Source organism: Propionivibrio sp., assembly GCF_029255185.1.
In the GTDB taxonomy this organism is placed as follows: Bacteria; Pseudomonadota; Gammaproteobacteria; order Burkholderiales; family Rhodocyclaceae; genus Propionivibrio.
Map to the genome: position 1 here is coordinate 1 of NZ_JAPUVO010000070.1, position 23,278 is coordinate 23,278.

A 23,278-nucleotide genomic window follows, 5' to 3' on the forward strand; every position below is an offset into this window, starting at 1 on the left:
CCATGAGTCACCCCAAAAAGACAGAAAACTACACAATTCCAAACGCTGTGAACAGCCCCTCTGTAACTCATTGAGCGTAAACGATTATTTCTGTGGGTCGACGACAATGGCATTCGCATTTTGATGCAATTGCCCTGGCAGTCCATCGAGGACGGCGCCACCGTGCCGCTGTTCTACGAGAACCGCACGCCGGAATTGCAGCTCGTTAATCCCGACCTGAACGCAGACATTTACCGCCTGATCGAGGACGCCGACCTCGACGCCGATCAGGAGGCCAAGCTGGAGGCGGTGCTGGGGCGGCAATACCACCTGATCACCCGTGACGACCGGCTGGAAACCGTGGCACAGGACATCGTGCGGCACTTCCTCGGGCGCGGAATGTTGGCAAATGCGGTCGGCAAGGCGATGGTGGTGTCGATCGACAAGGCCACCGCGCTGCGTATGTACGACAAGGTCACGCTGCATTGGGCGGCGGAAACGGCACGGGTGCAGAAGGAACTGGGCGAACTGTCCTACCAGCAGCGCGGCGGCGGGATGACCCCCGAGCAGGCGCGGCGCGACCTGCGCATAGCCGAACTGAAACAACGGCTGGACGTGCTGACCACCACAGATATGGCGGTGATCGTCTCGCCGGGGCAGAACGAAATCCAGCAGATGCAAGCGCTCGGCCTCGACATCGAGCCGCACCGTAAGCGCATGAACGAATCGCAGCCGGGGCTGGCCGAGAAGTTCAAGGACACCGACGATCCGCTGCGCCTAGTCTTCGTCTGCGCCATGTGGCTGACCGGCTTCGACGCACCGAGCTGTTCGACGGTGTATCTCGACAAGCCGATGCGCAACCACACGCTGATGCAGACCATCGCTCGCGCCAACCGGGTTTTTCCCGGCAAGCACAGTGGCGTCATCGTTGATTACGCCAACGTCTTCGCTTCGCTGGAAAAGGCGCTGGCGATCTACGGGGCAGGCAAGGACGGGAAGAGTCCGGTAAAGGACAAGCAGCAACTGGTCGAGGAACTGCGCAAGTCGGTCGTGAATGCCACGGCCTTCTGCGCCGCGCACAAGGTGATGCTGACCGAGATCGAGGCGACAGATGTCGGCAGCATGGAGCGTCTGTCGCGCATTCAGGACGGCATGAACGCGCTGATCTCCCCCGACCCGCTACGTCGTGATTTCTTTGCCCATGAGCGCCTGGTAAGCGCGCTCTACCGCGCCGTGAAGCCCGACCCGTCGGTGCTGGAATTCGCCAGCCGTGTCGCCTGCCTGACGACGCTGGCCGAGGCCATCCGCGCCAAACTTAACCCCAACCCCTCGGACATCTCGCAGGTGATGGGGAGAATCAACGGCCTGCTCGACGAATCGATCACCGGTCACGAAATCCGCCAGTCAGGGCCACCGGCGCTCGATCTGTCGAAGATCAACTTCGAGGCGCTGGCCAACAGATTCAAAGCATCGAAGCACAAGAACACCGACCTCGAAGTGCTCAAAGCGGCAATCCGCGCCCAACTGGGAGCGATGATTCAGTTAAACCGCACCCGTGCCAATTTCGCCGAAAAATTCGAGGCGTTGATCGAGAGTTACAACGCGGGTAGCCGCAGCATCGAGGAGCTGTTCGAGGAACTGATGAAGCTCTCCAACAGCCTGAACGACGAGCAGGAACGGCATGTGCGCGAGAACATGAGCGAGGAAGAATTGGTGATCTTTGACATCCTCACCCGACCGGCGCCAGAACTGACTCCCGAAGAACGCGCCGAAGTGAAGAAGGCAACCCGCGCATTGCTGGCGCGGCTTAAGGTGCTACTCGTGCTGAACTGGCGGCAGAAAGCGGCGGCACGGTCACAGTTGAAGCTGACCATCGAAGACACCCTCGACACCGGCCTGCCGCGTGCCTATACCCCTGTGCTCTACCACCAGAAATGCTCGGCGGTATTCGAGCATGTTTATGAGAGTTACCCGGAGAGGAATGCTGGGGTGTATGCGTAAGGTCTTGTGGTTGGTGGATCATTGGGTCTGCCAGCGTTTAAATGGCTTATTGAGGCGTTCAAGAGCAGAGGGCTGCTGTTAGAATCCGGCTTTTGTCTGGAAGCGCCCAGTGGATCTCCTTCTCCTGTTCAAAGCCCTCATCCTTGGTATCGTCGAGGGCGTCACCGAGTTTTTGCCGGTGTCGTCCACCGGACATCTGATTCTGGCTGGCGACCTGCTCAACTTTAATGACGAGCGCGGCAAGCTGTTCGAGATCGTCATCCAGTCGGGAGCCATTCTCGCCGTCTGCTGGGAATATCGGGCGAAGATCGCGCAAGTCGTTCTCGGTCTGCCGCGCGACCCGGCGGCGCAGCGTTTCGCGCTCAACATCGCTGTTGCCTTCATGCCGCTGGCCGTTCTTGGCCTGCTCTTCGGAAAAACGATCAAGGCTTATCTGTTCAACGCACCGGCAGTGGCGACGGCGTTCATCGTCGGCGGCCTGGTTATTCTCTGGGCCGAGCGCCGCGAGCATCGCATCCGTGTTGAGTCGGTCGACGAACTGTCCGTGCTTGATGCCCTCAAGCTGGGACTGGCGCAGACGCTGGCGCTGATTCCGGGGACGTCGCGTTCGGGGGCGACGATTATCGGTGGGTTGTTCTTTGGTCTGTCACGCCGCGCAGCAACCGAATTTTCCTTTTTTCTGGCCATTCCGACGCTGATCGCGGCCACCTTCTACCAACTCTACAAGGAACGCGCGCTGCTCTCCCTCGACGATCTGGGCATGTGGGTGGTGGGTTTCGTGGCGGCCTTCGGCTCAGCGTTCTGGGCCGTGCGTGGCTTGCTGCGTTACATCAGCAGCCATGACTTCAGCATTTTTGCCTGGTACCGCATCGCCTTCGGCATTGCCGTGTTGATTACCTGGAAACTGGATATGGTTGCGTGGGCTAGTTCGTGACCCCGGCTATCCTGTATCTACACGGCTTCTGCTCGTCGCCGGCATCGTGGAAGGTGCGCTCACTGGCCGCCGCCCTGGACGCGCGCGGACAGGGCAACCGCCTGTTTTGCCCGGTGCTGTCGCACGTTCCCGAAAAGGCCATCGCGCAGGCCGAAGCCGTCATTGAAACGCAGGGCGCAGCACTGACCCTGGTTGGCAGTTCGCTTGGTGGCTACTATGCCACCTGGCTGGCCGAAAAGCACAACTTGCGGGCGGTTCTGATCAACCCCGCTGTCGTCGCTCCGCTCTCGCTCGACGCATACATCGGCACACAATCCAATCTGCATACTGGCGAGTCCTTCGAGTTCACTGCCGAACACATTGCACAATTGTCTGCTCTCGAAGTCGCCCAGGTGACGCCCGAACGCTATCTGCTGATGGTCGAGACCGGCGACGAAGTGCTCGATTATCGGCTGGCCATCGCCCGCTACGCCGGCTGCCGCCAGAGCGTGCTTGAGGGTGGCGACCACAGCTTCACCCGTTTTCCGATTTTGTTGCCGCAACTGCTTGAATATTGCGGGTTATAATCGGCCCGATGCATGTACTGTATGAAGAAGACGGCGCCTTCAAAACCGCCACCATCCTGAGCGAAAATGACGCCTCGCTACAGGTCGAGACAGCCTCCGGCAAGCGTTCCAAGATCAAGTCGGCGCACGTTCTGTTGCGTTACGCGGAACCGGCGCCAGGTGAATTACTCAGTTGGGCACAGTCCCTCGCTGAGGGGATTGAAACCGAGTTTCTCTGGGAGTGCGCGCGCGATGACGAATTTTCTTTTGCTGATTTTGCCGACGATTACTTCGCTGGCGCCGGGGTCAAGGCGACTACCGTCGAAGCGGCGGCACTGCTGCTGGCCCTGCATTCAGCGCCCGTCTACTTCCATCGCAAGGGCCGTGGGCGCTTCCGCAAGGCCCCTGCAGACATTCTCGCAGCAGCTCTGGCCGGTCTTGAAAAAAAGCGTCAGCAGGCCCTAGCCGTCGAGCGCATGGTTGGCGAACTGACGGCGTACACCCTGCCGCCCGAGTTTTTGCCGCTGCTCAAGCAATTACTCTACAAACCTGACCGCAACCGCTTCGAAACCAAGGCACTGGAGGCGGCCTGCGTCGACACCGGGCTCTCTGCGCTGCATCTGCTGGAGAAATGCGGCGCCATCGCTTCGCCGTACGATTTCCATTTTCAGCGTTTTCTGCTCGACTATTTTCCGCGCGGCGCCGAGCTTGTGGCCAGCGATCTGCCTTTGCCGCCGGGCGGCTTGCCACGTACCGATATGCAGGCTTTCTCGATCGACGACGCGGCGACCACCGAGATCGACGACGCCTTTTCCTTGCAGGAACTGCCTGGTCTAGGCTGGCGCGTTGGTATTCACATCGCGGCGCCGGGCCTGGGCATCGCACCCGGTTCGCCGCTCGCTGTTGTGGCGCGCGAAAGGCTGTCCACCGTCTACATGCCGGGCAACAAGATCACCATGCTGCCCGAAGCCGCCGTCGAGAACTTCACCCTCGCCGCCGGTCGTGATTGCCCGGCTGTTTCGCTCTATCTGACGGTGAGCCCGGACTTCGAGATCACGGCGCATGAATCGCGGGTGGAACTCGTTCCCATTGTCGCCAATCTGCGCCATCACGACCTCGAACCTCTGTTCAACGAGCAGACGCTGGCGGCCGGCCTGCCTGACTTTCCCTTTGCCGATCAGTTAAAAACGCTGTGGCAACTGGCCAACGCTTGCGAAGGGCGGCGCGGCAAACCTTCGGCGATGCACGGCAACAACGACTACAACTTTTCCATCACTGGCGATTTGGCCGATGCCGAGCACTGCCGCGTCGACATCAGCGAGCGCCAGCGCGGCAGCCCGCTCGATAAGCTGGTCGCCGAGTTGATGATTGTCGCCAATAGCACCTGGGGCGGCTTGCTTGCCGAAAAAGGTGTGGCCGCTATCTACCGGGCACAGACCGCAGGCAAGGTGCGCATGACGACCTCGCCGCTGCCACACGACGGTCTGGGAGTGGCGCAGTACGCCTGGACGTCATCGCCGTTGCGCCGCTATGTCGATCTGCTCAACCAATGGCAGTTGATCGCCTGCCTTAGCGGTGACACGCCACACTTCACGGCCAAGTCGGACGCCCTGTTCGCGACTTTGCGCGACTTCGAACTCTGCTATACCGCCTACGCCGATTTTCAGCGCGGCATGGAACGTTACTGGTGCCTGCGCTGGCTGCGCCAGGAAGGGGTGCGCAGCATCGAGGCGACGATCCGGCGTGATAATCTCTGCAAACTCGATCACCTGCCGCTGATCCAGCGCGTGCCTTCGGCACCGGAGCTGAAAACTGGTCAGCGCATTCGCCTGTCCATCGAGTCGATTGATTTCCTGACGCTTGAGCTCGGCTGCCGCTATGTCGAGACACTTGATCCGCTGGCCGATACACTGACCTTCAGCGACGCTCTGGAGGAGGTCGATTAAGGTGCGCCGCATGTCACGCCAACTGCGGGCTTTACCGACGGGCGAGCGCAATCTGTATCTGGCGCTGGGCGCTTCGTTCCTGCTCCACGCTGGCGTATTCTCGCTGCATTTCACCTTTCCCGACGCTTCACGCGCTTTTCAGGAGAAGGCGCTCGACATCATCCTGGTCAATAGCAAGTCAGCACGCAAACCGACCAACGCCCAGGCGCTGGCACAGGCCAATCTCGACGGCGGCGGTAACACCGAACATAACCGCCGGGCTGGAACGCCGCTACCACCTTCAGACCGGCAGCAAAGCGGCAACGAACTGGAGCAGGCAGAAAAGCGAGTACAAGCTCTCGAAGCGCAGCAACAGCGCTTGCTGACCCAGGCACGAGGCAATGGGGTGGTAACACCAAAAAACGATAAGGAGGCGCCGCCTGAACCGACCCCGGGACTCAGTGGCCGTGATCTGGCGCGTAACGCACTGGAGATGGTGCGCCTGGAAGGCGAAATCGCCAGGGATATCGATGAATACAACAAGCGGCCGCGCAAGAAGTTCATCGGTACGCGCACCGATGAATACCGGTTTGCCCAGTACATCGAAGACTGGCGTTTCAAGGTCGAACGCGTCGGCACGCTCAATTACCCGGAAGAAGCCAAAGGCAAGTTGTACGGCTCGCTGATCTTGTCGGTTACGATCAAGAGCGACGGGACGGTCGCCAATGTCGAGATCAACCGCTCTTCGGGCTACCGGATTCTTGACGACGCGGCTCGCCGCATCGTCAGCATGGCAGGCCCCTACGCCGTTTTCCCGCCCGATATTCAGCGTGACACGGATATTCTCGTCATCACCCGCAGTTGGAATTTCACCAGCAGAAACAATCTCGAAACCAATGCCAGGGAGAAGGGGGCGCCATGACAGACCAATACGCCATTTTTGGCAACCCCGTTGGCCACAGCAAATCGCCGATCATTCACGCCGCCTTTGCTCGCCAGACCGGCCAGGATATCTGTTACAAGGCCATTCTTGCACCATTGGACGGCTTTAACGATGCTGTCCATGCCTTCGTTGCTGCCGGTGGACGCGGCGCCAATGTCACCGTGCCGTTCAAGCAGGAAGCGTGTGCACTGGTGACGCGGTTGACACCCCGCGCTGAACTGGCTGGTGCGGCCAATACTCTCCTCTTCGAAGGCAACGAGGTGATCGGCGACAACACCGACGGCGTCGGGCTGCTGCGCGACATCACGCTCAACCTGCGCTATCCGATCAAGGGCAAACGCGTTCTGCTGCTTGGCGCGGGTGGTGCATCACGTGGCGTCGTCGGCCCCTTGCTCGAAGAGGGTCTTAAATCACTGACTATTGCCAATCGCACCGTATCCAAGGCCAAGGTGATCAGCGAACACTTCGCCCACCTCGGTCCGGTTACGGCTTGCGGCTACGATGAACTAGCCGGACGGTCTTTTGACATCGTGATCAACGCCACGTCGGCGAGCCTTTACGCCTCGATGCCGCTCTTGCCGGATGGCATCTTCGCCCCCGGCAGCCTGGCCTACGAGATGATGTACGGCCAGGGCGATGGCCCGTTCAGGATTTTTGCCAAAAATCAGGGCGCATCACTGATATCCGAAGGTCTGGGCATGCTCGTCGAGCAGGCCGCAGAATCTTTTTTTATCTGGCGCGGCGTGCGTCCCGAAGGCTTTCCAGTCATGGCGCTTTTGCAGAAGGCATGAGCGGCAAAAGCCCCTTGAGCTTTGCCGCGCACTGGCTCAAACGCCTGCTACTCGGCTTCTTTGGCCTGCTCCTGCTCTATCAGTTATGGTTGTTTGGCTGGGTGCTGTGGTGGAGCTGGGTGAACCCGGACACCACCCGTTTCATGGAAATCCGGTTGGGCGAGTTGCAGGCCAAGGACCCCAAGGCACAGTTGAAAAAGCAGTGGGTCAGTTATGGTCAGATCTCGAGCCACCTGAAGCGCGCCCTCATCGTTGCCGAGGACGATCTCTTCGTCCACCACGAAGGCTTTGACTGGGAGGGTATCCAGAAGGCTATTGAGAAAAACCGGAAGAAGGGCAAGGTCGTCGCCGGTGGTTCGACGATCTCACAGCAACTGGCCAAAAACCTTTTCCTGACGCCGTCCAAAACGCCCTGGCGCAAAGCGCAGGAAGCCATCGTCACGCTGATGATCGAGGCTGTTTGGAGCAAGCAGCGCATCTTCGAGGTTTATCTTAACGTCATCGAATGGGGTAACGGCGTGTTTGGCGCCGAGGCGGCGGCCCGGCACTATTTCGGCATCAGCGCTGCGCAGCTCTCGGCCGAGCAGGCAGCGAGACTGGCCGGCATGGTGCCAAGCCCGCGCTTCTACGACCGCAACCGGGGCGCACCGGGGCTGGCTAGTAAAGCCGAGGCCATTCTTGTCCGCATGCCGTCGGCACAGATTCCCTGAGCACGAATTTATTTTTTGCGCGATTGCATGAGTACCAAGCGCATCAGGTTGGGCTTGGAAAAGCAAGATCAAACGCTTTCAACGCAGAGATCGCAGAGGCGCAGAGGACGCAGAGAAAGTAAAGACTATTTTTATTCCCGGTTTTCTCTGCGATCTCTGCGTTGAAAGCGTTATGCTCTTTGTAGTCATGTAATCGCCCTGGCTTTCGATTTCTTGCTTCGGCGACGTTGTTTACGCGTGCTAGAATTCCCGCCTGTTTGACGCGCTGCAGCACAGGGAGATTGCCCGATGAGTGAAGAAAAAAAAATCCAGGATAACCTGGGCAATGTGCGGGAGTTGATTGCCAAGCACCGGCTGCTGGAGGATCTCGTTCATCGCCAGGAAATGCCGCGTCACGATCTGGTCGAGGAAGTGGCGCACAAGCAGCACCTGTCCGGAATGCGCTCGCTGCTCGAACGAATTCCGCTGACCGAAATTGCCCAGATCCTTGAGTCGCTGGAGCCTGAAGATCGCCTTCTGGTCTGGTACGAGGTGCGTGAGGAACGTGGCGAATCGATCCTTGAAATTCTCTCCGACGAAGTGCGTCAGGATCTGATTGGTGACAGTCATCACCGCAACGAAAAAACAACCGTCAGCGCCTTCGAACTGCGTAATGGCCGCCTGAGCCAGATCGGCGTCAATACGCCTTTTGATCTCAAATGCCTGAAACCGATCTGGGTCGATCTGGTCGCGCCAACCCCAGAGATTCGCGCCTGGGTCGGCCGTTTTTTTGACGTCCAGTTGCCCAATCCGAGCAATCTGACCGACCTCGAGGCCAGCGCACGCTTCTACGTCGAGGACAACGGCGAAATCCACCTGCATTCGGACTTCCTGCTCGATACCAAGGAGGGTTCACGCAACGTCGCAGTGGCCCTGATCCTGCACCGCGACATCCTGTTCACGGTGCGTACCGAAGAGCTGCCAATCTTTCGTCTGCAGCGTCTGCGGGCACGCACGCAACCCGGTTACGTGACCGATGGCAAGGATGTGTTGCTCGACCTTTATGCCGCCGATGCCGAATATTCGGCCGACGCGCTGGAAGACGTCTATGCCGCACTCGAGGACGTCAGCAAGCATGTATTGGGAACTGAAATCACCGACACCGAGGCGGCCAAAATTCTGGCTGACATCGCGCGCGAAGAGGATTTGAACGGGCGTATCCGGCGCAATGTTCACGACACCCGGCGGGCCGTTTCCTTCCTGACCCGCGGCAAATTTCTCAACGCCGATCAACTCGAAGACGCGCGTCAGATCTTGCGCGACATTGAATCGCTCGACGGGCACACGTCTTTCCTGTTCGGGAAAATAAACTTTCTGATGGATGCCACCGTTGGTTTCATCAACATCAACCAGAACAAGATCATCAAGATATTTTCGGTGGCCTCGGTCGCCATGCTGCCACCGACACTGATCGCCAGCATTTACGGCATGAACTTCAAGGGCTGGTTTCCTGAAGTCAACTGGGAGTACGGTTACCCGTTCTCGCTGGCGCTGATGTTCATCTCAGTCGCACTGCCGTTCTGGTTCTTCGGCAAGAAGGGCTGGCTGCGCTAGAAGTCAGTCAACGAAATAAAGCGAACCACCAAGTCACCAAGGGGCACCAAGAAAAACTAAGTTGGCTTTTAGTTTTCTTAGTGGTTCGCTGTTTTGTAAACGACTACCAGTTTTTGAAGATAGCCTCAGCCGCCGCGACCGTTTCGGCGATGTCGGCATCGCTGTGCGCGGCAGAGACGAAGCCGGCTTCGAAGGCCGACGGCGCAAAGTAGTGCCCGGCGTCGAGCATGGCATGGAAGAAACGATTGAAGGCGTCCTTGTCGCACTCCATGACTTCGGCATAGCTTTGCGGGCAGGCCGTACGGAAATAGAGGCCGAACATGCCACCAATCGATTGCGCACAGAATGTTACGCCGTGTTTTCTCGCTGCCGTGGTCAGCCCCGCGCACAGGGCGCTGGTTTTGTTTGTCAGCGTTGCGTAAAAGCCAGGATGCTGGATCAGTTTTAGCGTCGCCAGCCCGGCCGCCACCGCTACCGGATTGCCCGACAGGGTGCCGGCCTGATAGACCGGTCCCAACGGCGCGATCTTTTCCATGATCTCGCGCTTGCCGCCAAAGGCGCCAAGCGGCATGCCGCCGCCAATGACCTTGCCAAGTGTGGTCAGGTCTGGCGTGATGCCGTAGTAGCCCTGCGCGCATTGCACATCGACGCGAAAGCCGGTCATCACCTCGTCGAAAATCAGTATTGCGCCATGCTTCGTGCATAGCGAACGCATCGCCTGGAGAAACTCGGGCTTGGGGACAATCAGGTTCATATTGCCGGCCACCGGTTCGACGATCACCGTTGCGATGCGCGGGCCGTGTTCGGCAAAGGCGGCTTCAAGCTGGCTGACATCGTTGTAATCAAGCACCAGGGTGAGCTTGGCGAGGTCCGCCGGAACACCGCCCGAACTGGGATTGCCGAAGGTCAGCAGACCTGAGCCGGCTTTCACCAGCAGACTGTCGCTATGGCCGTGGTAACAACCCTCGAACTTGATCAGCAGATCGCGTCCGGTGTAGCCACGCGCCAGACGGATGGCGCTCATTGTCGCCTCGGTTCCCGAACTGACCAGGCGCACCATATCGAGCGAGGGCAGCAACTGACACAACAGGTCGGCCATATCGACTTCACCTGCGGTCGGCGCGCCGAAGGATAAGCCCCGCGCTGCCGCCGCCTGCACGGCGGCAACCACCTGCGGATGAGCGTGACCGAGAATCAGCGGCCCCCAGGAGCCGACGTAGTCGAGGTAGGTCTTGTCGTCGGCGTCGCGAACCCGCGGACCGCTGCCTTCGCTGAAAAAGCATGGCGTGCCACCGACCGAGTGGAAAGCCCGCACTGGCGAATTGACGCCGCCGGGGATGTGCCGCTGTGCGCGTTCGAACAACAACTGATTACGCTTGCTCAAGCCTGTTCTCCTTCAAAAATTTTCTGAAAAGCCGTGGCGCGCGACCTGATGTCGGGCGCTTCAAACAAGTCGGTAATGACGGCGACCAGGTCGGCGCCCGCAGAAATCAGCGCCGGCGAGTTGTCCAGGGTAACGCCGCCGATGGCGCAGGCCGGAACGCCGAGTTCGGCGCGGCAGCGACCAAACAGCGTCATTGAGGCAGGCAGCGCCTGCGGCTTGGTCGGCGACGGATAGACCGCACCGAAGGCAACGTAATCCACGCCAGCCGTAGCCGCATTGCGCGCCAGATTGAAGTCGGCGTAACACGAAGCGCCAAGCAGCTTGCTTGGTCCAAGGACTTGTCTGGCCGCCACCAGATCCCCATCGGCACTCCCCAGGTGGACACCGTCAGCATCGACCGCACGCGCCAAAACCATATTGTCGTTGACGATAAAACGGGCGTCGAAGCAACGACAAAGCGCGCGTAACGCATGAGCAATTTCGGCCTGTTGCGCCGCCTTGCGATTTTTGTCTCGATACTGGACAAGCCTGGCGCCGCCGCGCAGTGCGGCTTCCACCTGCTTGACCAGAAGATCTTGGTCAACGCCATCCGGAGTGATCACGTATAGCCCGCGCAATGTCTTCGCTTCAAGCATTGTTGTTTTCTTCTGTCAGCCGCGCCCAAAAAAAACGGTCAGGAATGAATTGCCCCATTCCCGGGCGAAAACCTGCCGCCAGCGCCTTCCAGGTATAGTCCTGCGCCTCACCGACGGCGGCACTGACCGACAGTCGGTGCGCCAGACCGGCAGCAAGGGCTGAAGCCAGCGTGCAGCCGGAGCCATGGTAACTGCCCGGCAGGCGTTGCCATGTATCGCTGCGCACTAGACCATTCCTGTTATAGAGCGCATTGACTACCTGCGGCGTGTTTTCGTGCGTACCGGTGAGCAGGACGTAGTCACAACCGAGGGTAAGCAACTGGCGTGCGCATTGATCAAGCGGTCGATCATCCTCGTCAGGACACCCGGTGAGCCGACGCGCCTCCAGTGAATTCGGGGTCAGGATGGTCGTTTGCGGCAGTAGCAATTCCTGCATGGCGAAAATCATCTCTTCGTCCGCCAGTTCGTCACCGCGGCCGGAAGCTAGAACGGGGTCAAACACCAGCGGTATGTCAGGATAATCGGAGAGAATTTTGGCAATCACTGCAATATTTTCGATGCTGCCGAGCAAGCCGATCTTGAAAACGTCTACCGGCATGTCCTCAAGGAGCGTGCGCGCCTGGTCTTCGACCCACTCGGAATCAATGGCCAGAATGCTGTCGATGCCGATGGTGTCCTGCACCGTAAGCGCCGTAATTACTGACAGGGGATGGCAGCCCATCGATGCAACAGTCATTAAGTCGGCCTGAATCCCGGCGCCACCGCAGGGGTCGCTGGCGGCAAAAGTCAATACTATGGGCGGCGACAGTTGCGTCGAGACTGAATCCATAAGGGCGAACTGACGCAATAAAATAAAAACTTGGCAGCGAGAGTAGGTATGGCTAGAATCGGAGGCGTTTTCATTGCCAGCATCATCCAGAATCCGACCCATGAACTTGACAGATGATACGCGATACCGAACCTGGATGTGTTTGACCTGCGGTTTTATTTATGACGAAAGCGAAGGCAGTCCGGAAGAGGGGATTGCGCCAGGAACCCGATGGTCGGATGTCCCGATTAACTGGGTTTGCCCCGAGTGCGGTGCGCGCAAGGAAGATTTCGAAATGATCGAGATCTGAGCCGTTGATGTATTGTGGCGGGAAAGCAGTATAATCCGACACGATCAGAGCACTGCTCAGGATCCGAACCGAAGGGCCCTCTGGAGGTAGAAATTGGCCGACGCTGTGAACTTGAGTGGCATCAAAGTGATGATCATTGACGATAGCAACACGATCCGGCGCAGTGCGGAGATTTTTCTCGTACAGGCCGGATGTCAGGTGGTGCTCGCCGAGGACGGATTTGATGCGCTGGCAAAAATTGCTGACCACCAGCCTGAAGTTATTTTCTGCGACATCATGATGCCCAGGCTCGATGGCTACCAGACCTGCGCCCTGATCAAAAAAAATCAGCGCTTTCGCAACACGCCGCTCATCATGCTCTCCTCCAAAGACGGGCTGTTTGATCGTGCGCGCGGGCGCATGGTCGGTTCAGACCAGTACTTGACCAAGCCGTTTACCAAAGACAGTCTGCTACAGGCAGTCGCGACTTTCGCGCCGCCGCATGCCTGAGCCCAGCGACGTGTATATCTAAGGCTACCCAGGGAGTTAGTGCCATGCCTATTAAAAAAATTCTCGTCGTAGACGATTCCCCAACCGAACGTCATGCTTTGATGGAGTTGCTGATCCGACACGGTTATCAGGTCGTCACCGCCGAGAGCGGCGAAGAGGGCATCGAAAAAGCCAGGGCCGAATTGCCTGATCTGATCCTGATGGATGTCGTGATGCCTGGACTGAACGGTTATCAGGCGACCCGAACGCTGACGCGCGACGAAACGACCAAGCACATCCCGATCATCGTATGCACCTCCAAAGGCCAGGAAACCGACAAAATATGGGGCTTGCGCCAGGGCGCACTGGATTACCTGGTCAAACCGGTCAACAGTGAAGAGTTGCTGTCCAAGATCGCAGCCCTTTAAGCCGCAAGATAAGTCATGGCCAAAAAGGGAAGTCTCCGCGAGTTTCAGGCCCACCTCGCCAAGCGGCTTGCCGGTGCTAGCGAGCAGAGCGCTGCGGGTCTGCTTGGCATTCAGTCGGGCACCGATTACTGGCTGCTCAATCTGTCCGATTCCGGCGAAATCATTCCGTTGACGCCACTGACAGGCGTGCCCCTGACCAAGCCATGGTTTGTCGGCATTATCAATATTCGTGGCAATCTATACGCGGTCGCCGACTTCTCTGCCTTTCAGGGCAAGGAAGCCACACCGCAAAATACCAGTTCTCGATTGCTGCTAATTGGTACGCGACACGGCAGTAATGCAGCTCTCCTGGTGACGCGAATGCTCGGCCTGCGCAACATGGATGATCTGAGGCCGGCGACGGCAGATCCAGATGCCGCGATCTGGGCAACCGACGCTTATACTGATAATGAAGGACGCCGCTGGAAAATGCTTAACGTTCGCCAACTACTGGCGGATGAGAACTTTATGGATATTGGTGTTTGACCCAGTTTTGTACCCACGCCGCACTTGACAAGCCCTGCCCTCACAACGGTGTAACCGGAGAAGAATTATGGTGTTTAATTTGAAATGGCCCAAGTTTTTGCCCGGCACCAAAAGCCGCACGCAACACCCCACACCTGCCGCCCCCATGATGGATGATTCCCCTCCGGTGGAGAGCGCAACTAAAAATAGCGCCCTCCTGGGTTTTTTGGGGCAGCGCAGCGTTACCCAGAAGTTGCAGATTCTCGGCGGCATTCTCCTACTGGTAATGTTGATCATCGCTACTATCGTTTATCGAGATAACCGGGAATCAACGTACGGCAGTGTCTACATCGCGACTTCCGGCGACTTGAGCATGCTATCGCAGCGCCTGGCCAAAGCATCCAGCCTTGCACAGCAGGGAAATACCTTGGCCTTCAAGCAATTAAGGGATTCGCACAGCCAGTTCGTTAGCAACCTGGAGCGTCTGATCAATGGCGGCGAACTGGCCGGGACCACTGTTCCGCCGTCGCCCGACAGTGTTCGGCCGCAGTTGGAAAAGCTGAAAGTAGTCTGGAGCATCACCGACCAGGATGCTGTTCAGTTACTTGATATGGAAGCCAACCTGGTTTCACTAAGCAAAGATGTAACCGAGATTACTGACACCAACTCCCATCTCCTCGAACTTTCCGAGCAGGTTGCCGCACTTAAACTGCAGACCGGTTCGGGGGCCCGTGAGATTGCCGCCGCCAACCAGATGGTAATGCTGACGCAGCGGATTGCGAAGAATGCCAGTTCATTGTTGGTTGGTGACGAAATCAGCCCTGAAATTGCCTTCCTGCTGGGCAAGGACACTAACACCTTCCGCGACCTGCTTACTGCTCAGCTCAAGGGCAACGACCTGCTGCGGATCACGGCCACGACTGATCCCGAAACCCTGCGCAAGCTTGACGACCTCGAGAACACCTTCAAGGAGTACCAGCTCGCCGTCAATCGAATTTTGGGCAGCATGCAACGCTTGATCATTGCCAAAAGGGCGGGATCTGAAATTTTCCACGGCAGTGAAGAGCTGCTCGAAACGACGGGCAAACTGGCGCAATCCTACCAGCAAGGCATTACCGAACGTGCCACTTACGGCGTCACGCTGGCGGCGCTCATTCTTCTGGCACTCACCGCACTGGCCATGATGGCCAAGGTTTACCTTGACGATACGCGCCATCAGGCGGAAGTCGCCGAACAAAGTCGGCAGACCAGCGAACTGGTCAACCGCCAGAACCAGGACGCCATTTTGCGCTTGATGAACGAATTGGGCGACCTCGCTGACGGCGATCTGACAGTTACGGCGACGGTCTCCGAAGATATTACCGGCGCCATCGCCGACTCGATCAACTACACCATTGAAGAACTCCGCGTACTGGTCGGCCGGATCAACAATGCGGCAAGCCGGGTAACCGCCGCCACCGGAATCGCTCAGCAGACCTCAGCCGAATTGCTCGAAGCCGCCAAGCGGCAATCCCTGGAAATTCAGGCTGCCGGTCATTCCGTGCTGGCGATGGCCAGTTCGATGACCCAAGTGTCTGGCGATGCTATCCAGTCGGCCCAGGTGGCGCGCCAGTCACTGGCGGCTGCCGGAAAAGGGACGCAGGCGGTGCAGGATTCGATCAAGGGCATGAACGAAATTCGAGGGCAGATTCAGGAAACCTCAAAACGTATCAAGCGTCTTGGCGAATCCTCACAAGAAATTGGTGAGATCGTCGAACTGATTTCCGACATTACCGAGCAAACCAACGTGCTTGCGCTCAACGCTGCCATTCAGGCCGCTTCTGCCGGTGATGCGGGGCGCGGCTTCACCGTGGTTGCCGAGGAAGTGCAGCGACTGGCTGAACGCTCTGGCGAAGCCACAAAGCAGATCACGGCGATTGTGAAAACCATTCAAACCGACACCCAGGGCGCCGTCTCGGCCATGGAAGAATCGACGCGCGGAGTGGTTGAAGGCGCGAAACTTTCCGATGCTGCGGGCCAAGCGCTGGCTGAAATCGGTGAGGTGTCACAAAGTCTTGCCGAACTGATTGAAAATATTTCCGACGCAACGCGCCACCAGGCTGATTCAGCAACCGGCGTGGCAGGCAAGATGCAGGACATTCTTCGGGTTACTGAGCAGGCCACAGTCGGTACGCAAAAAACAGCCTCGGCGGTTGGCGAACTGGCGGGTCTGGCGACAGAGCTGAAGAGTTCGGTTGCCGGCTTCAAAGTGGGCTGATCGCCCGGCACAGAGATCGGAGACACTTGCCCCATGAATGCCGTTACGGAATTCGATGTCGGCCCACTGAACTGGGTCAAGAGCGAGATCGACCTTGCGCTGGGGCGAGCTGACCAAGCTTTGCAGCACTATACGGCAAGTGTTCTTGCCGGTTCCGGCGACCTGACGCAACTCAAGTTCTGCCGTACGCATTTGCACCAGGTGCAGGGGGCGTTGACCATCGTCGGTCTTGACGGGGTCACCCAGTTCGCCGAAGCGGTCGAGGCCATGCTTGAGGCGATTGAACATCAGCAACGTCCGGCGGGAGAAGACAATATTGCTCTGGCCCAGCGCGCACTGGCGACGATCGGCCATTACCTTGACGACCTGGTCAGCGGACAACCAAACCAGCCGCTCCGCTTGCTGTCGATCTACCGTGAGGTGCAGGCAGCGCGCGGCCTGGAACGTGTCTCGGCTACGGATCTTTTCTTTCCTGATTTAACCGTCCGTCCGCCACGCCGTCAAACCCCGGCGAAAGTAATCACGCACAGTCAACTTCAGAGCTTGCTGCGTCAGGAGCGTTTGCGCTTTCAGCGCGGATTCCTGTCCTGGCTACGTTCTCCCCAGGATCGCCGTGGCATCAGCGAGATGTTGGGCGCAGTAAAACGCATTGAAGAAACCCAGGAGGTGGCATCGGCTCGCTCTTTCTGGTGGGTTGCCACCGGTTTTCTCTCCGCACTGGCCGAGGACGCCTTGCCCCAGGAAACAAATGTCAAGCGGGTGTGTGCACGAATTGATCTGCAGATTCGCCGCCTGTTTGAGGGTTCAAGCAATGTCGCTGAACGCTTGATGCGCGATGCGCTTTATTTTGTTGCCAGCGCAGACAGCAACAGCAATGCGGTGCAAGGCATCAAAAACGCCTATCAGTTGCAGGCGGTCATCCCGACCACGGAAACAGTTGCTCCGGCTCCGGAAGAAACCGTGCGGCGCAGGCTGCGCGACATCATCACGGGAACCGAAGAGGCATGGAACAAGTACTGCGCCGGCACCCAGCAGTCTTTGCCGGTGTTCAGAGAGTATGCCAACGCACTATCAACAGTCATCGAACAGCTTGACCACACCGACTACCGCCGTCTGGCACAAGCGATTGCTGCAGCCGCCAATTGGCTGGCCGAAGACAGCACCCGCCACGCGGAAGCGCTGTCGATGGAAATCGCAACGGCGATTTTGCTAGCCCAGAATACGCAGGAAAATTTCCGGCACCTGGGTGGGGATTTCGCGCACCAGGTCGACGTCACCGTGGCGCGCATCCATGGCTGCCTCGCCGGAAACCCGCCACGGCCCGGATCGGAAATTCCCCTGCTTGACGAAATGTCGCGCCAGGCACAAGAAAAATTGCTGGTCGGACAGGTGGCCAAGGAGATCCAGAACAATCTTGCCCAGATCGAACAGGTGCTTGATGGCTTCTTCCGTGATACCGAGAAGCGCGCCGATCTTGCCGGTCTGGAAGTTCCGTTTCGTCAGATCGCTGGCGCCCTGACCATGATGCGCTATGACGCCGCCGTTACTGCCGTGCGCGAATGCGCAGCAGAAATAAAGCGTTTTTCTGATCCTGAATACGCTGCGCAAGAAACCGATTTCGAGCGCGTCGCCAATCAGTTATCGCTGATCGGCTTTTTTATTGACACCCTGCCGAACGGTAGCGCCGACTTTGAAGGCTTTGTCAGGCAGATGCATTCCGGCCCGACACCGGACACCGAGGAACTGGAAGCGGCAAGGGGCGACGCGTCGGGCATCTCGGTTGAACAGGATGTCGAGCGGCAGAAGCTCGAAACCCATGCGCTGCTTGGCGCCCTCAAGGAGCAGCCGGGTGATCTTGAATTGCGCGAGGAAATCAAACTCAATCTGTCGGCGTTGAAAAACGACGCAGATCTGGTCGCCGACCGCGCCCTCGGCAAGCAAACCAAAGCCATGCTGTCGATGCTGGCAACAGGGGAAAGCGCCGCGCCACAGATCGACCATGTGATGGCGACACTCAAACCGACGGCCGTGGAAGTGCTCAAGCCATCGGCAGAAACAATCCAGCTCGCGCAGGCCAGTAACGAAGAAATCGACGCCGAATTGCTGGGCATTTTCCTTGAAGAAGCCAACGAAGTCCTTGGCACCATTGCCGAGAACTTGCAGGTTCTGCGGGATGAGCCGCATAACCTTGAACGATTGACCACCATTCGACGCTCTTTCCACACGCTCAAAGGCAGTGGGCGCATGGTCGGCCTGAAGGATCTTGGCGAGACCGCCTGGGCGGTTGAGCAGACCCTGAACTTGTGGCTAGGGCAGGAACTGGAGGTTGGTCCTCCCATCCTCGATCTACTAGCGCAGGCGCACGCTATTTTTGCCACATGGGTCCGGCATCTGGAAACACACTCCGACAAAGCCCCCGATCCGACCAAGCTGGTCGCTTTGGCTGAGTCCCTTAGGCACGCCAAGGAAGGCGAGCAGGACGCGCCGGCGCTAGCCCCGAGTGCGCCAGCAAGTTCCGGGGAAGCTGCTGCATCGCCCGAGATGGCCGCCAATGACAATAGGGTGCTGAACGAGTCTGAAGTATTGGAAACGCCGACGCCAGGCGCCGAGATAATCACGCTCGATTTCCCCCCGACCTTGCCGGAAAATGACGATGGCGATTACACGGTCAACCTAGAAGCAATCGAGATCGCGGATTTCGACTTTGGCACGAGGGACGTGCCAATCCCGGTTACCCCGCCTTCGCCTCCTGTCGCCGAACCTCTGCCTGACGAGGCCGCAAGACCCGAGTCAGAGGCGCAATCGCGGATCTCCTTTTCGCCCACCCTTTACGAGATTTTTTCCGAGGAAGCGCTCACCCATCTGGCGACCCTGCAGGCACAACTCACTGTTCTTGAACAGGATGAGTTGACACCGACTCCGCACGACATGTATCGGGCAGCACACACCCTTGCCGGCATTTCTGCGACGGTCGGCATTACGCCCGTCAATCGGCTGGGGTTGGCGCTTGAGCACGCCCTGTTGCGCCGTGACAACTCGGCACAACAGGGAAATCTGGAAGCCCTCGGGATAATCAGGCAGGCCGTCGGCGAAATTGATCTGATGCTCTCTGCCCTTGCCGTCAAGCGTGAGCCTGAAGTAAGGCCTGAGCTGATCGAGTCGCTGGAAGCACTTTATCCGGCAAATACAGTTGTCATACACGAAGCAGCGCCGGAGCAGCACGCAACTCCTGAAATTCCGCCCGTCGATGCGGTCAAGACACTTCCCGCTCAGCCGGTAACTTTTGTCGCTCAAATCCAGCAACTGGACGACGAGATTGACGAACAACTGCTGCCCATTTTCCTGGAAGAAGCACTCGATCTGAGCCAGGGCATTGCCACCCAACTGCGTTCATGGCGTAGTGCCCCGGCCAATACCGAACGAATCCATACCCTTGAACGCCTGCTGCACACCCTTAAAGGAAGCGCACGTATGGCGGGCGCGATGAATCTTGGAGAAATAACGCACGCCATCGAGACCCGCGTTGAACAGGCTAGTCGCACCGACAGTGTCACGCTGGAGGTGATTGACGAAATCGACAATGCTTTCGATTCCGTTTTACATATCATCGAACGTCTGCAACGTGGCGAAACGCTCGATCACCCGCCCGTCTCACCGGTCGAAGATGTCCTTGCGGCGTCGGCTGACGCGCCGCCGGTTGGCATTCCGGAAAACGGTCGCGTCACCGGCGAGCGCCGTACCCATCGTGAGATTAGCGTAGACACTGAAGCCGATGCCTCGACTCAGCGTGCCACTTTGCGTGTTCGTGCCGATCTGATCGACCGTTTGGTCAACGAGGCCGGTGAATTGACAATTGCCCGCGCACGAATTGAAGGCGAGATGCGCAGCTTGAAGGGATCGCTACTTGACCTGACGGAAAACGTGATACGTCTGCGCCGTCAGTTGCGGGAAATCGAGATTCAGGCCGAGTCGCAAATGCAGTCGCGTACCGCGCAGGCCGATGAACGGCATGCCGGATTTGATCCTCTGGAATTCGACCGGTTTACCCGTTTCCAGGAACTCACCCGGATGATGGCCGAATCGGTCAACGACGTGAGCACAGCCCAGCAGAACCTGCTCAAAAACCTTGACGATGCCAATGCCGCAATCCTTGCGCAGGCTCGCTTGAACCGTGAAGTACAGCAGGAACTAATGGCCGTGCGCATGGTTCCCTTCGGCAGCCTGGCCGACCGTCTGTACCGAATTGTCCGGCAAACCTCCAAGGAACTTAATAAACGCGCCAACCTTGAAATCAGAGGTAGTCAGGTCGAGCTGGATCGCAGCGTGATCGACAAGATAGGCGCGCCGCTTGAGCACATGTTGCGCAATGCCATCGCGCATGGCCTGGAAGAGCGCGATGTCCGAGTTGCCCAGGGCAAGCCGGACATTGGCGAAATTTCGCTGGCCCTCAAACAGGAGGGCAACGAAATCATCCTGACCTTCTCCGATGATGGCGCTGGACTCGATTATGACCGCATTCGCGCACGCGCCATCACCGCCGGATTGCTCGGTGCGGATGAAGAGGCCGACACGGCACGCTTGGCTGACATGATTTTCACCCCCGGTTTCAGCACGGCCAGCGAAGTGTCGCAGGTCTCCGGTCGCGGCGTCGGCATGGATGTTGTCAAAACCGAGGTCAGCAGCCTGGGCGGCCGCATCGAAGTAATTTCTACTCCCCGCCAGGGCACTGAATTCCTCCTCTATATTCCGCTGACGCTAGCGCTGACCAAGGCGCTTCTGGTGCGTTCCGGCAACAAGCGTTACGCTATCCCCTCGGTCATGATCGAGCAGGTACTTGATCTCAAGGAGGCTGCGCTGACCCGCATTCGCGTCGCTGGCGCTGTGGAGTGGATGGGCAATCACTATCCTTTCAGCTACCTGCCGCATCTGCTTGGTGACACGCAAGCCCTCCCGGAACAGCGTCGTCAGTACTGGATATTGCTACTGCGCAGCGCTACGCGCCGGATCGCGGTTCAAGTTGATGAACTCATAGGTAACGAAGAAATCGTCGTCAAGAACATTGGTCCGCAACTGGCCCGTGTGATTGGCGTCGATGGTGCAACGGTGCTGGCTGACGGCCAGGTGGTACTGATCCTGAACCCAGTGGCGTTAAGCACGCGCCTGCCGGTGGCCGAATTTGCCGCCCCGGTTCCGACCGTCCCCACTGATCTCGATGGCGAAATAGCCAGCGCCGCACTGCCGACGGTAATGGTGGTCGACGACTCGCTGACCGTGCGCAAATTCACCGGCCGTTTGCTGGCCCGTGAAGGGTATCAGGTGATTACCGCCAAGGACGGTGTTGATGCACTCGAACAACTGCTCGATATTGTTCCCGACGTCATGCTGGTCGATATCGAGATGCCGCGCATGGATGGTTTTGATCTAACGCGCAACGTCCGTGCCGATGCCCGCCTGAAAGGTATTCCGATCATCATGATCACCTCGCGCATCGCCGAAAAACACCGTACCTACGCCTTTGAGATCGGTGTCAATGACTATCTTGGCAAGCCTTACCAGGAGGACGAATTGCTGCATCTGGTAGCCAATTACGTCGCACAACAGCGTCTGACCACGGCGTAACGCTCCAGAGTCCGCCGTCTGGCCTGCACGTGCTCGACCAGTGGTGGTGGCATGTCGCGGCCAACGACGACCCCGCAAGCCGACTGCTCGGCGGCCGTCATAAGCCACGGCGCGTGAATGAATTTGTCGGGCACGGCGGCAAGTTCCGGTAGATAACGACGGATGAAACAGCCGTCCGGATCGAAGCGTTGTGACTGCGTGACCGGATTGAAAATGCGGAAATAAGGCTGCGCATCGCAGCCGCTTGACGATGCCCATTGCCAGCCGCCGTTGTTGGCCGACAAATCAAAATCATTGAGTTGCCTGGCGAACCAAGCCTCACCGCGCCGCCAGTCAAGACCCAGATCCTTACTCAGAAACGAGGCTACGACCATGCGCAAACGGTTATGCATATAGCCCGTGTTGTTCAACTGCCGCATTGCCGCATCAATCAATGGATAGCCGGTTTTCGCTGCGCACCAGGCGGAAAATAGAGCATCGGCCGCGGCGCCCTGCTCCCAGGCGATGGCATCGTATGATGGCCTGAAAGAGCGTTCGGTGACCTGCGGAAAGCGATCAAGAATCATGAAATAAAAATCACGCCAAATCAGCTCCGAAAGCCAGGTGGCCGCGCCGTCATCGCCCGACTGCGCGCCGCTGGCCAGCGCTAAGGAAAGCAACTCACGAATCGAAACGGTTCCGAAACGCAGATGCACCGACAGATAGGAGACGCCGTTGATTCCCGGGTAATCACGCTGTAACCGATAGCGCGAAATACGTCCGCGAAAGTCGGCCAGCCCTTGACGGGCGCCGGACATTCCCGGAACAATGCCGACCTGCTGCAAATCCGTTGCCTGGAAGCCGATCATCGCCAGCGTCGGAACGCCCGTGGCCCAGTTCGTTGCAATCAATTGACCGAGCGTGGCGGCATGAGACGCATGATCATCGTCGGTCAGGCGCTTGAGCCAGGCCTTCTTGTAAGGCGTAAAGACGGTATAGGGTCGCCCATCCTGGGTCAGCACCTCTGGCCCGTCGAAAACGACTTGGTCCTTGAACGACTCAAAGCCAATGCCAAGGACGTTCAATGCCGCGGCAACCGTCGCATCACGGATCTTGGACTGTGGTTCGTAGTCACGGTTGGTGAACACCGACGCGACGCCAAGTTCGCAGGCCAGTTTAGGGATCTCGCTAGCCGCCCAGGCATGCCGAACAATCAGGCCGCCGCCACGTTGACGCAGGACCAAGTCGAGTTCAAGCAGTGATTCTCGAATGAAGTCGACGCGGCGATCGATTCGTGTCGGCAACGCATCAAGAATTTCACGATCAAAAACAAAAACGCAATGCACTCGCCGAGCACGCCGCAACCCTTCGCTTAGGGCAGCATGATCGGTGTCACGCAGATCGCGACGAAACCAGACAAGGACAGAATCGAGCATGGATTACCTTTGTATCAGTCACCATCGGC

18 protein-coding genes are annotated in these 23,278 nt (G+C 58.3%); 14 read left to right on the forward strand and 4 right to left on the reverse strand.

The features are described 5' to 3' along the window. Positions 1 to 123 precede the first annotated feature (123 nt). The 8 genes from Q1J43_RS03515 (at position 124) to corA (ending at position 9,421) form a co-directional block, all read left to right on the forward strand. Positions 124 to 1,980, forward strand: a complete 1,857-nt coding sequence (locus Q1J43_RS03515) for a type I restriction enzyme endonuclease domain-containing protein (protein WP_301100964.1) — start codon at positions 124 to 126, stop codon at positions 1,978 to 1,980. A 109-nt stretch (positions 1,981 to 2,089) separates the two neighbouring features. Further along, a complete protein-coding gene (locus Q1J43_RS03520; RefSeq protein ID WP_301100965.1) occupies positions 2,090 to 2,914 on the forward strand; it encodes an undecaprenyl-diphosphate phosphatase in 825 nt (274 codons plus the stop codon). Then, positions 2,911 to 3,480: a YqiA/YcfP family alpha/beta fold hydrolase gene (locus Q1J43_RS03525; RefSeq protein WP_301100966.1), complete on the forward strand. Its 570-nt coding sequence runs from the start codon at positions 2,911 to 2,913 to the stop codon at positions 3,478 to 3,480. Before Q1J43_RS03520 ends, Q1J43_RS03525 begins: the two co-directional genes overlap by 4 nt. 8 nt (positions 3,481 to 3,488) lie before the next feature. Continuing rightward, positions 3,489 to 5,405: an RNB domain-containing ribonuclease gene (locus tag Q1J43_RS03530; RefSeq protein WP_301100967.1), complete on the forward strand. Its 1,917-nt coding sequence runs from the start codon at positions 3,489 to 3,491 to the stop codon at positions 5,403 to 5,405. A gap of 10 nt (positions 5,406 to 5,415) precedes the next feature. Then, positions 5,416 to 6,306, forward strand: coding sequence for an energy transducer TonB (locus Q1J43_RS03535; protein ID WP_301100968.1), 891 nt, complete (start codon positions 5,416 to 5,418; stop codon positions 6,304 to 6,306). Continuing rightward, positions 6,303 to 7,118: a shikimate dehydrogenase gene (aroE, locus tag Q1J43_RS03540; RefSeq protein ID WP_301100969.1), complete on the forward strand. Its 816-nt coding sequence runs from the start codon at positions 6,303 to 6,305 to the stop codon at positions 7,116 to 7,118. Before Q1J43_RS03535 ends, aroE begins: the two co-directional genes overlap by 4 nt. Beyond that, positions 7,115 to 7,828, forward strand: a complete 714-nt coding sequence (gene mtgA, locus Q1J43_RS03545) for a monofunctional biosynthetic peptidoglycan transglycosylase (protein WP_301100970.1) — start codon at positions 7,115 to 7,117, stop codon at positions 7,826 to 7,828. The genes aroE and mtgA overlap by 4 nt, the downstream gene beginning before the upstream one ends. Before the next feature lie 288 nt (positions 7,829 to 8,116). Then, entirely contained in the window at positions 8,117 to 9,421 is a 1,305-nt protein-coding gene (gene corA, locus Q1J43_RS03550) for a magnesium/cobalt transporter CorA (protein WP_301100971.1), read from the forward strand. Positions 9,422 to 9,524: 103 nt separating this feature from the next. Here corA and hemL read toward each other — a convergent pair whose 3' ends face one another. The 3 genes from hemL to Q1J43_RS03565 are packed head-to-tail and all read right to left on the reverse strand — an operon-like array spanning position 9,525 to position 12,269. Further along, positions 9,525 to 10,805 carry a glutamate-1-semialdehyde 2,1-aminomutase gene (hemL, locus tag Q1J43_RS03555; RefSeq protein ID WP_301100972.1) on the reverse strand — a complete coding sequence of 427 codons (1,281 nt, stop codon included), beginning with the start codon at positions 10,803 to 10,805 and terminating at the stop codon, positions 9,525 to 9,527. Further along, positions 10,802 to 11,440, reverse strand: coding sequence for a thiamine phosphate synthase (gene thiE, locus Q1J43_RS03560; RefSeq protein ID WP_301100973.1), 639 nt, complete (start codon positions 11,438 to 11,440; stop codon positions 10,802 to 10,804). Before thiE ends, hemL begins: the two co-directional genes overlap by 4 nt. Further along, positions 11,433 to 12,269 carry a hydroxymethylpyrimidine/phosphomethylpyrimidine kinase gene (locus tag Q1J43_RS03565; protein WP_301100974.1) on the reverse strand — a complete coding sequence of 279 codons (837 nt, stop codon included), beginning with the start codon at positions 12,267 to 12,269 and terminating at the stop codon, positions 11,433 to 11,435. Before Q1J43_RS03565 ends, thiE begins: the two co-directional genes overlap by 8 nt. Positions 12,270 to 12,405: 136 nt before the next feature. On the opposite strand from Q1J43_RS03565, the gene Q1J43_RS03570 reads away from it, so the two are divergent. From Q1J43_RS03570 to Q1J43_RS03595, 6 genes are all read left to right on the forward strand, one after another. Next, positions 12,406 to 12,558, forward strand: a complete 153-nt coding sequence (locus tag Q1J43_RS03570) for a rubredoxin (RefSeq protein WP_301100994.1) — start codon at positions 12,406 to 12,408, stop codon at positions 12,556 to 12,558. Positions 12,559 to 12,663: 105 nt separating this feature from the next. Beyond that, a complete protein-coding gene (gene pilG / locus Q1J43_RS03575) occupies positions 12,664 to 13,047 on the forward strand; it encodes a twitching motility response regulator PilG (RefSeq protein ID WP_301100995.1) in 384 nt (127 codons plus the stop codon). A gap of 44 nt (positions 13,048 to 13,091) precedes the next feature. Beyond that, complete coding sequence (locus tag Q1J43_RS03580; protein WP_301100975.1) at positions 13,092 to 13,454, forward strand: response regulator; 363 nt, start codon at positions 13,092 to 13,094, stop codon at positions 13,452 to 13,454. A gap of 15 nt (positions 13,455 to 13,469) precedes the next feature. Next, entirely contained in the window at positions 13,470 to 13,979 is a 510-nt protein-coding gene (locus Q1J43_RS03585) for a chemotaxis protein CheW (protein WP_301100976.1), read from the forward strand. A 145-nt stretch (positions 13,980 to 14,124) separates the two neighbouring features. Continuing rightward, positions 14,125 to 16,215, forward strand: a complete 2,091-nt coding sequence (locus Q1J43_RS03590) for a methyl-accepting chemotaxis protein (protein ID WP_301100977.1) — start codon at positions 14,125 to 14,127, stop codon at positions 16,213 to 16,215. A gap of 33 nt (positions 16,216 to 16,248) precedes the next feature. Beyond that, positions 16,249 to 21,834, forward strand: a complete 5,586-nt coding sequence (locus tag Q1J43_RS03595; protein ID WP_301100978.1) for an Hpt domain-containing protein — start codon at positions 16,249 to 16,251, stop codon at positions 21,832 to 21,834. Here Q1J43_RS03595 and Q1J43_RS03600 read toward each other — a convergent pair. Further along, on the reverse strand, positions 21,801 to 23,249 hold the full coding sequence (locus Q1J43_RS03600; RefSeq protein WP_301100979.1) for a deoxyribodipyrimidine photo-lyase: 1,449 nt from the start codon (positions 23,247 to 23,249) through the stop codon (positions 21,801 to 21,803). The genes Q1J43_RS03595 and Q1J43_RS03600 overlap by 34 nt on opposite strands. Positions 23,250 to 23,278: the final 29 nt, after the last annotated feature.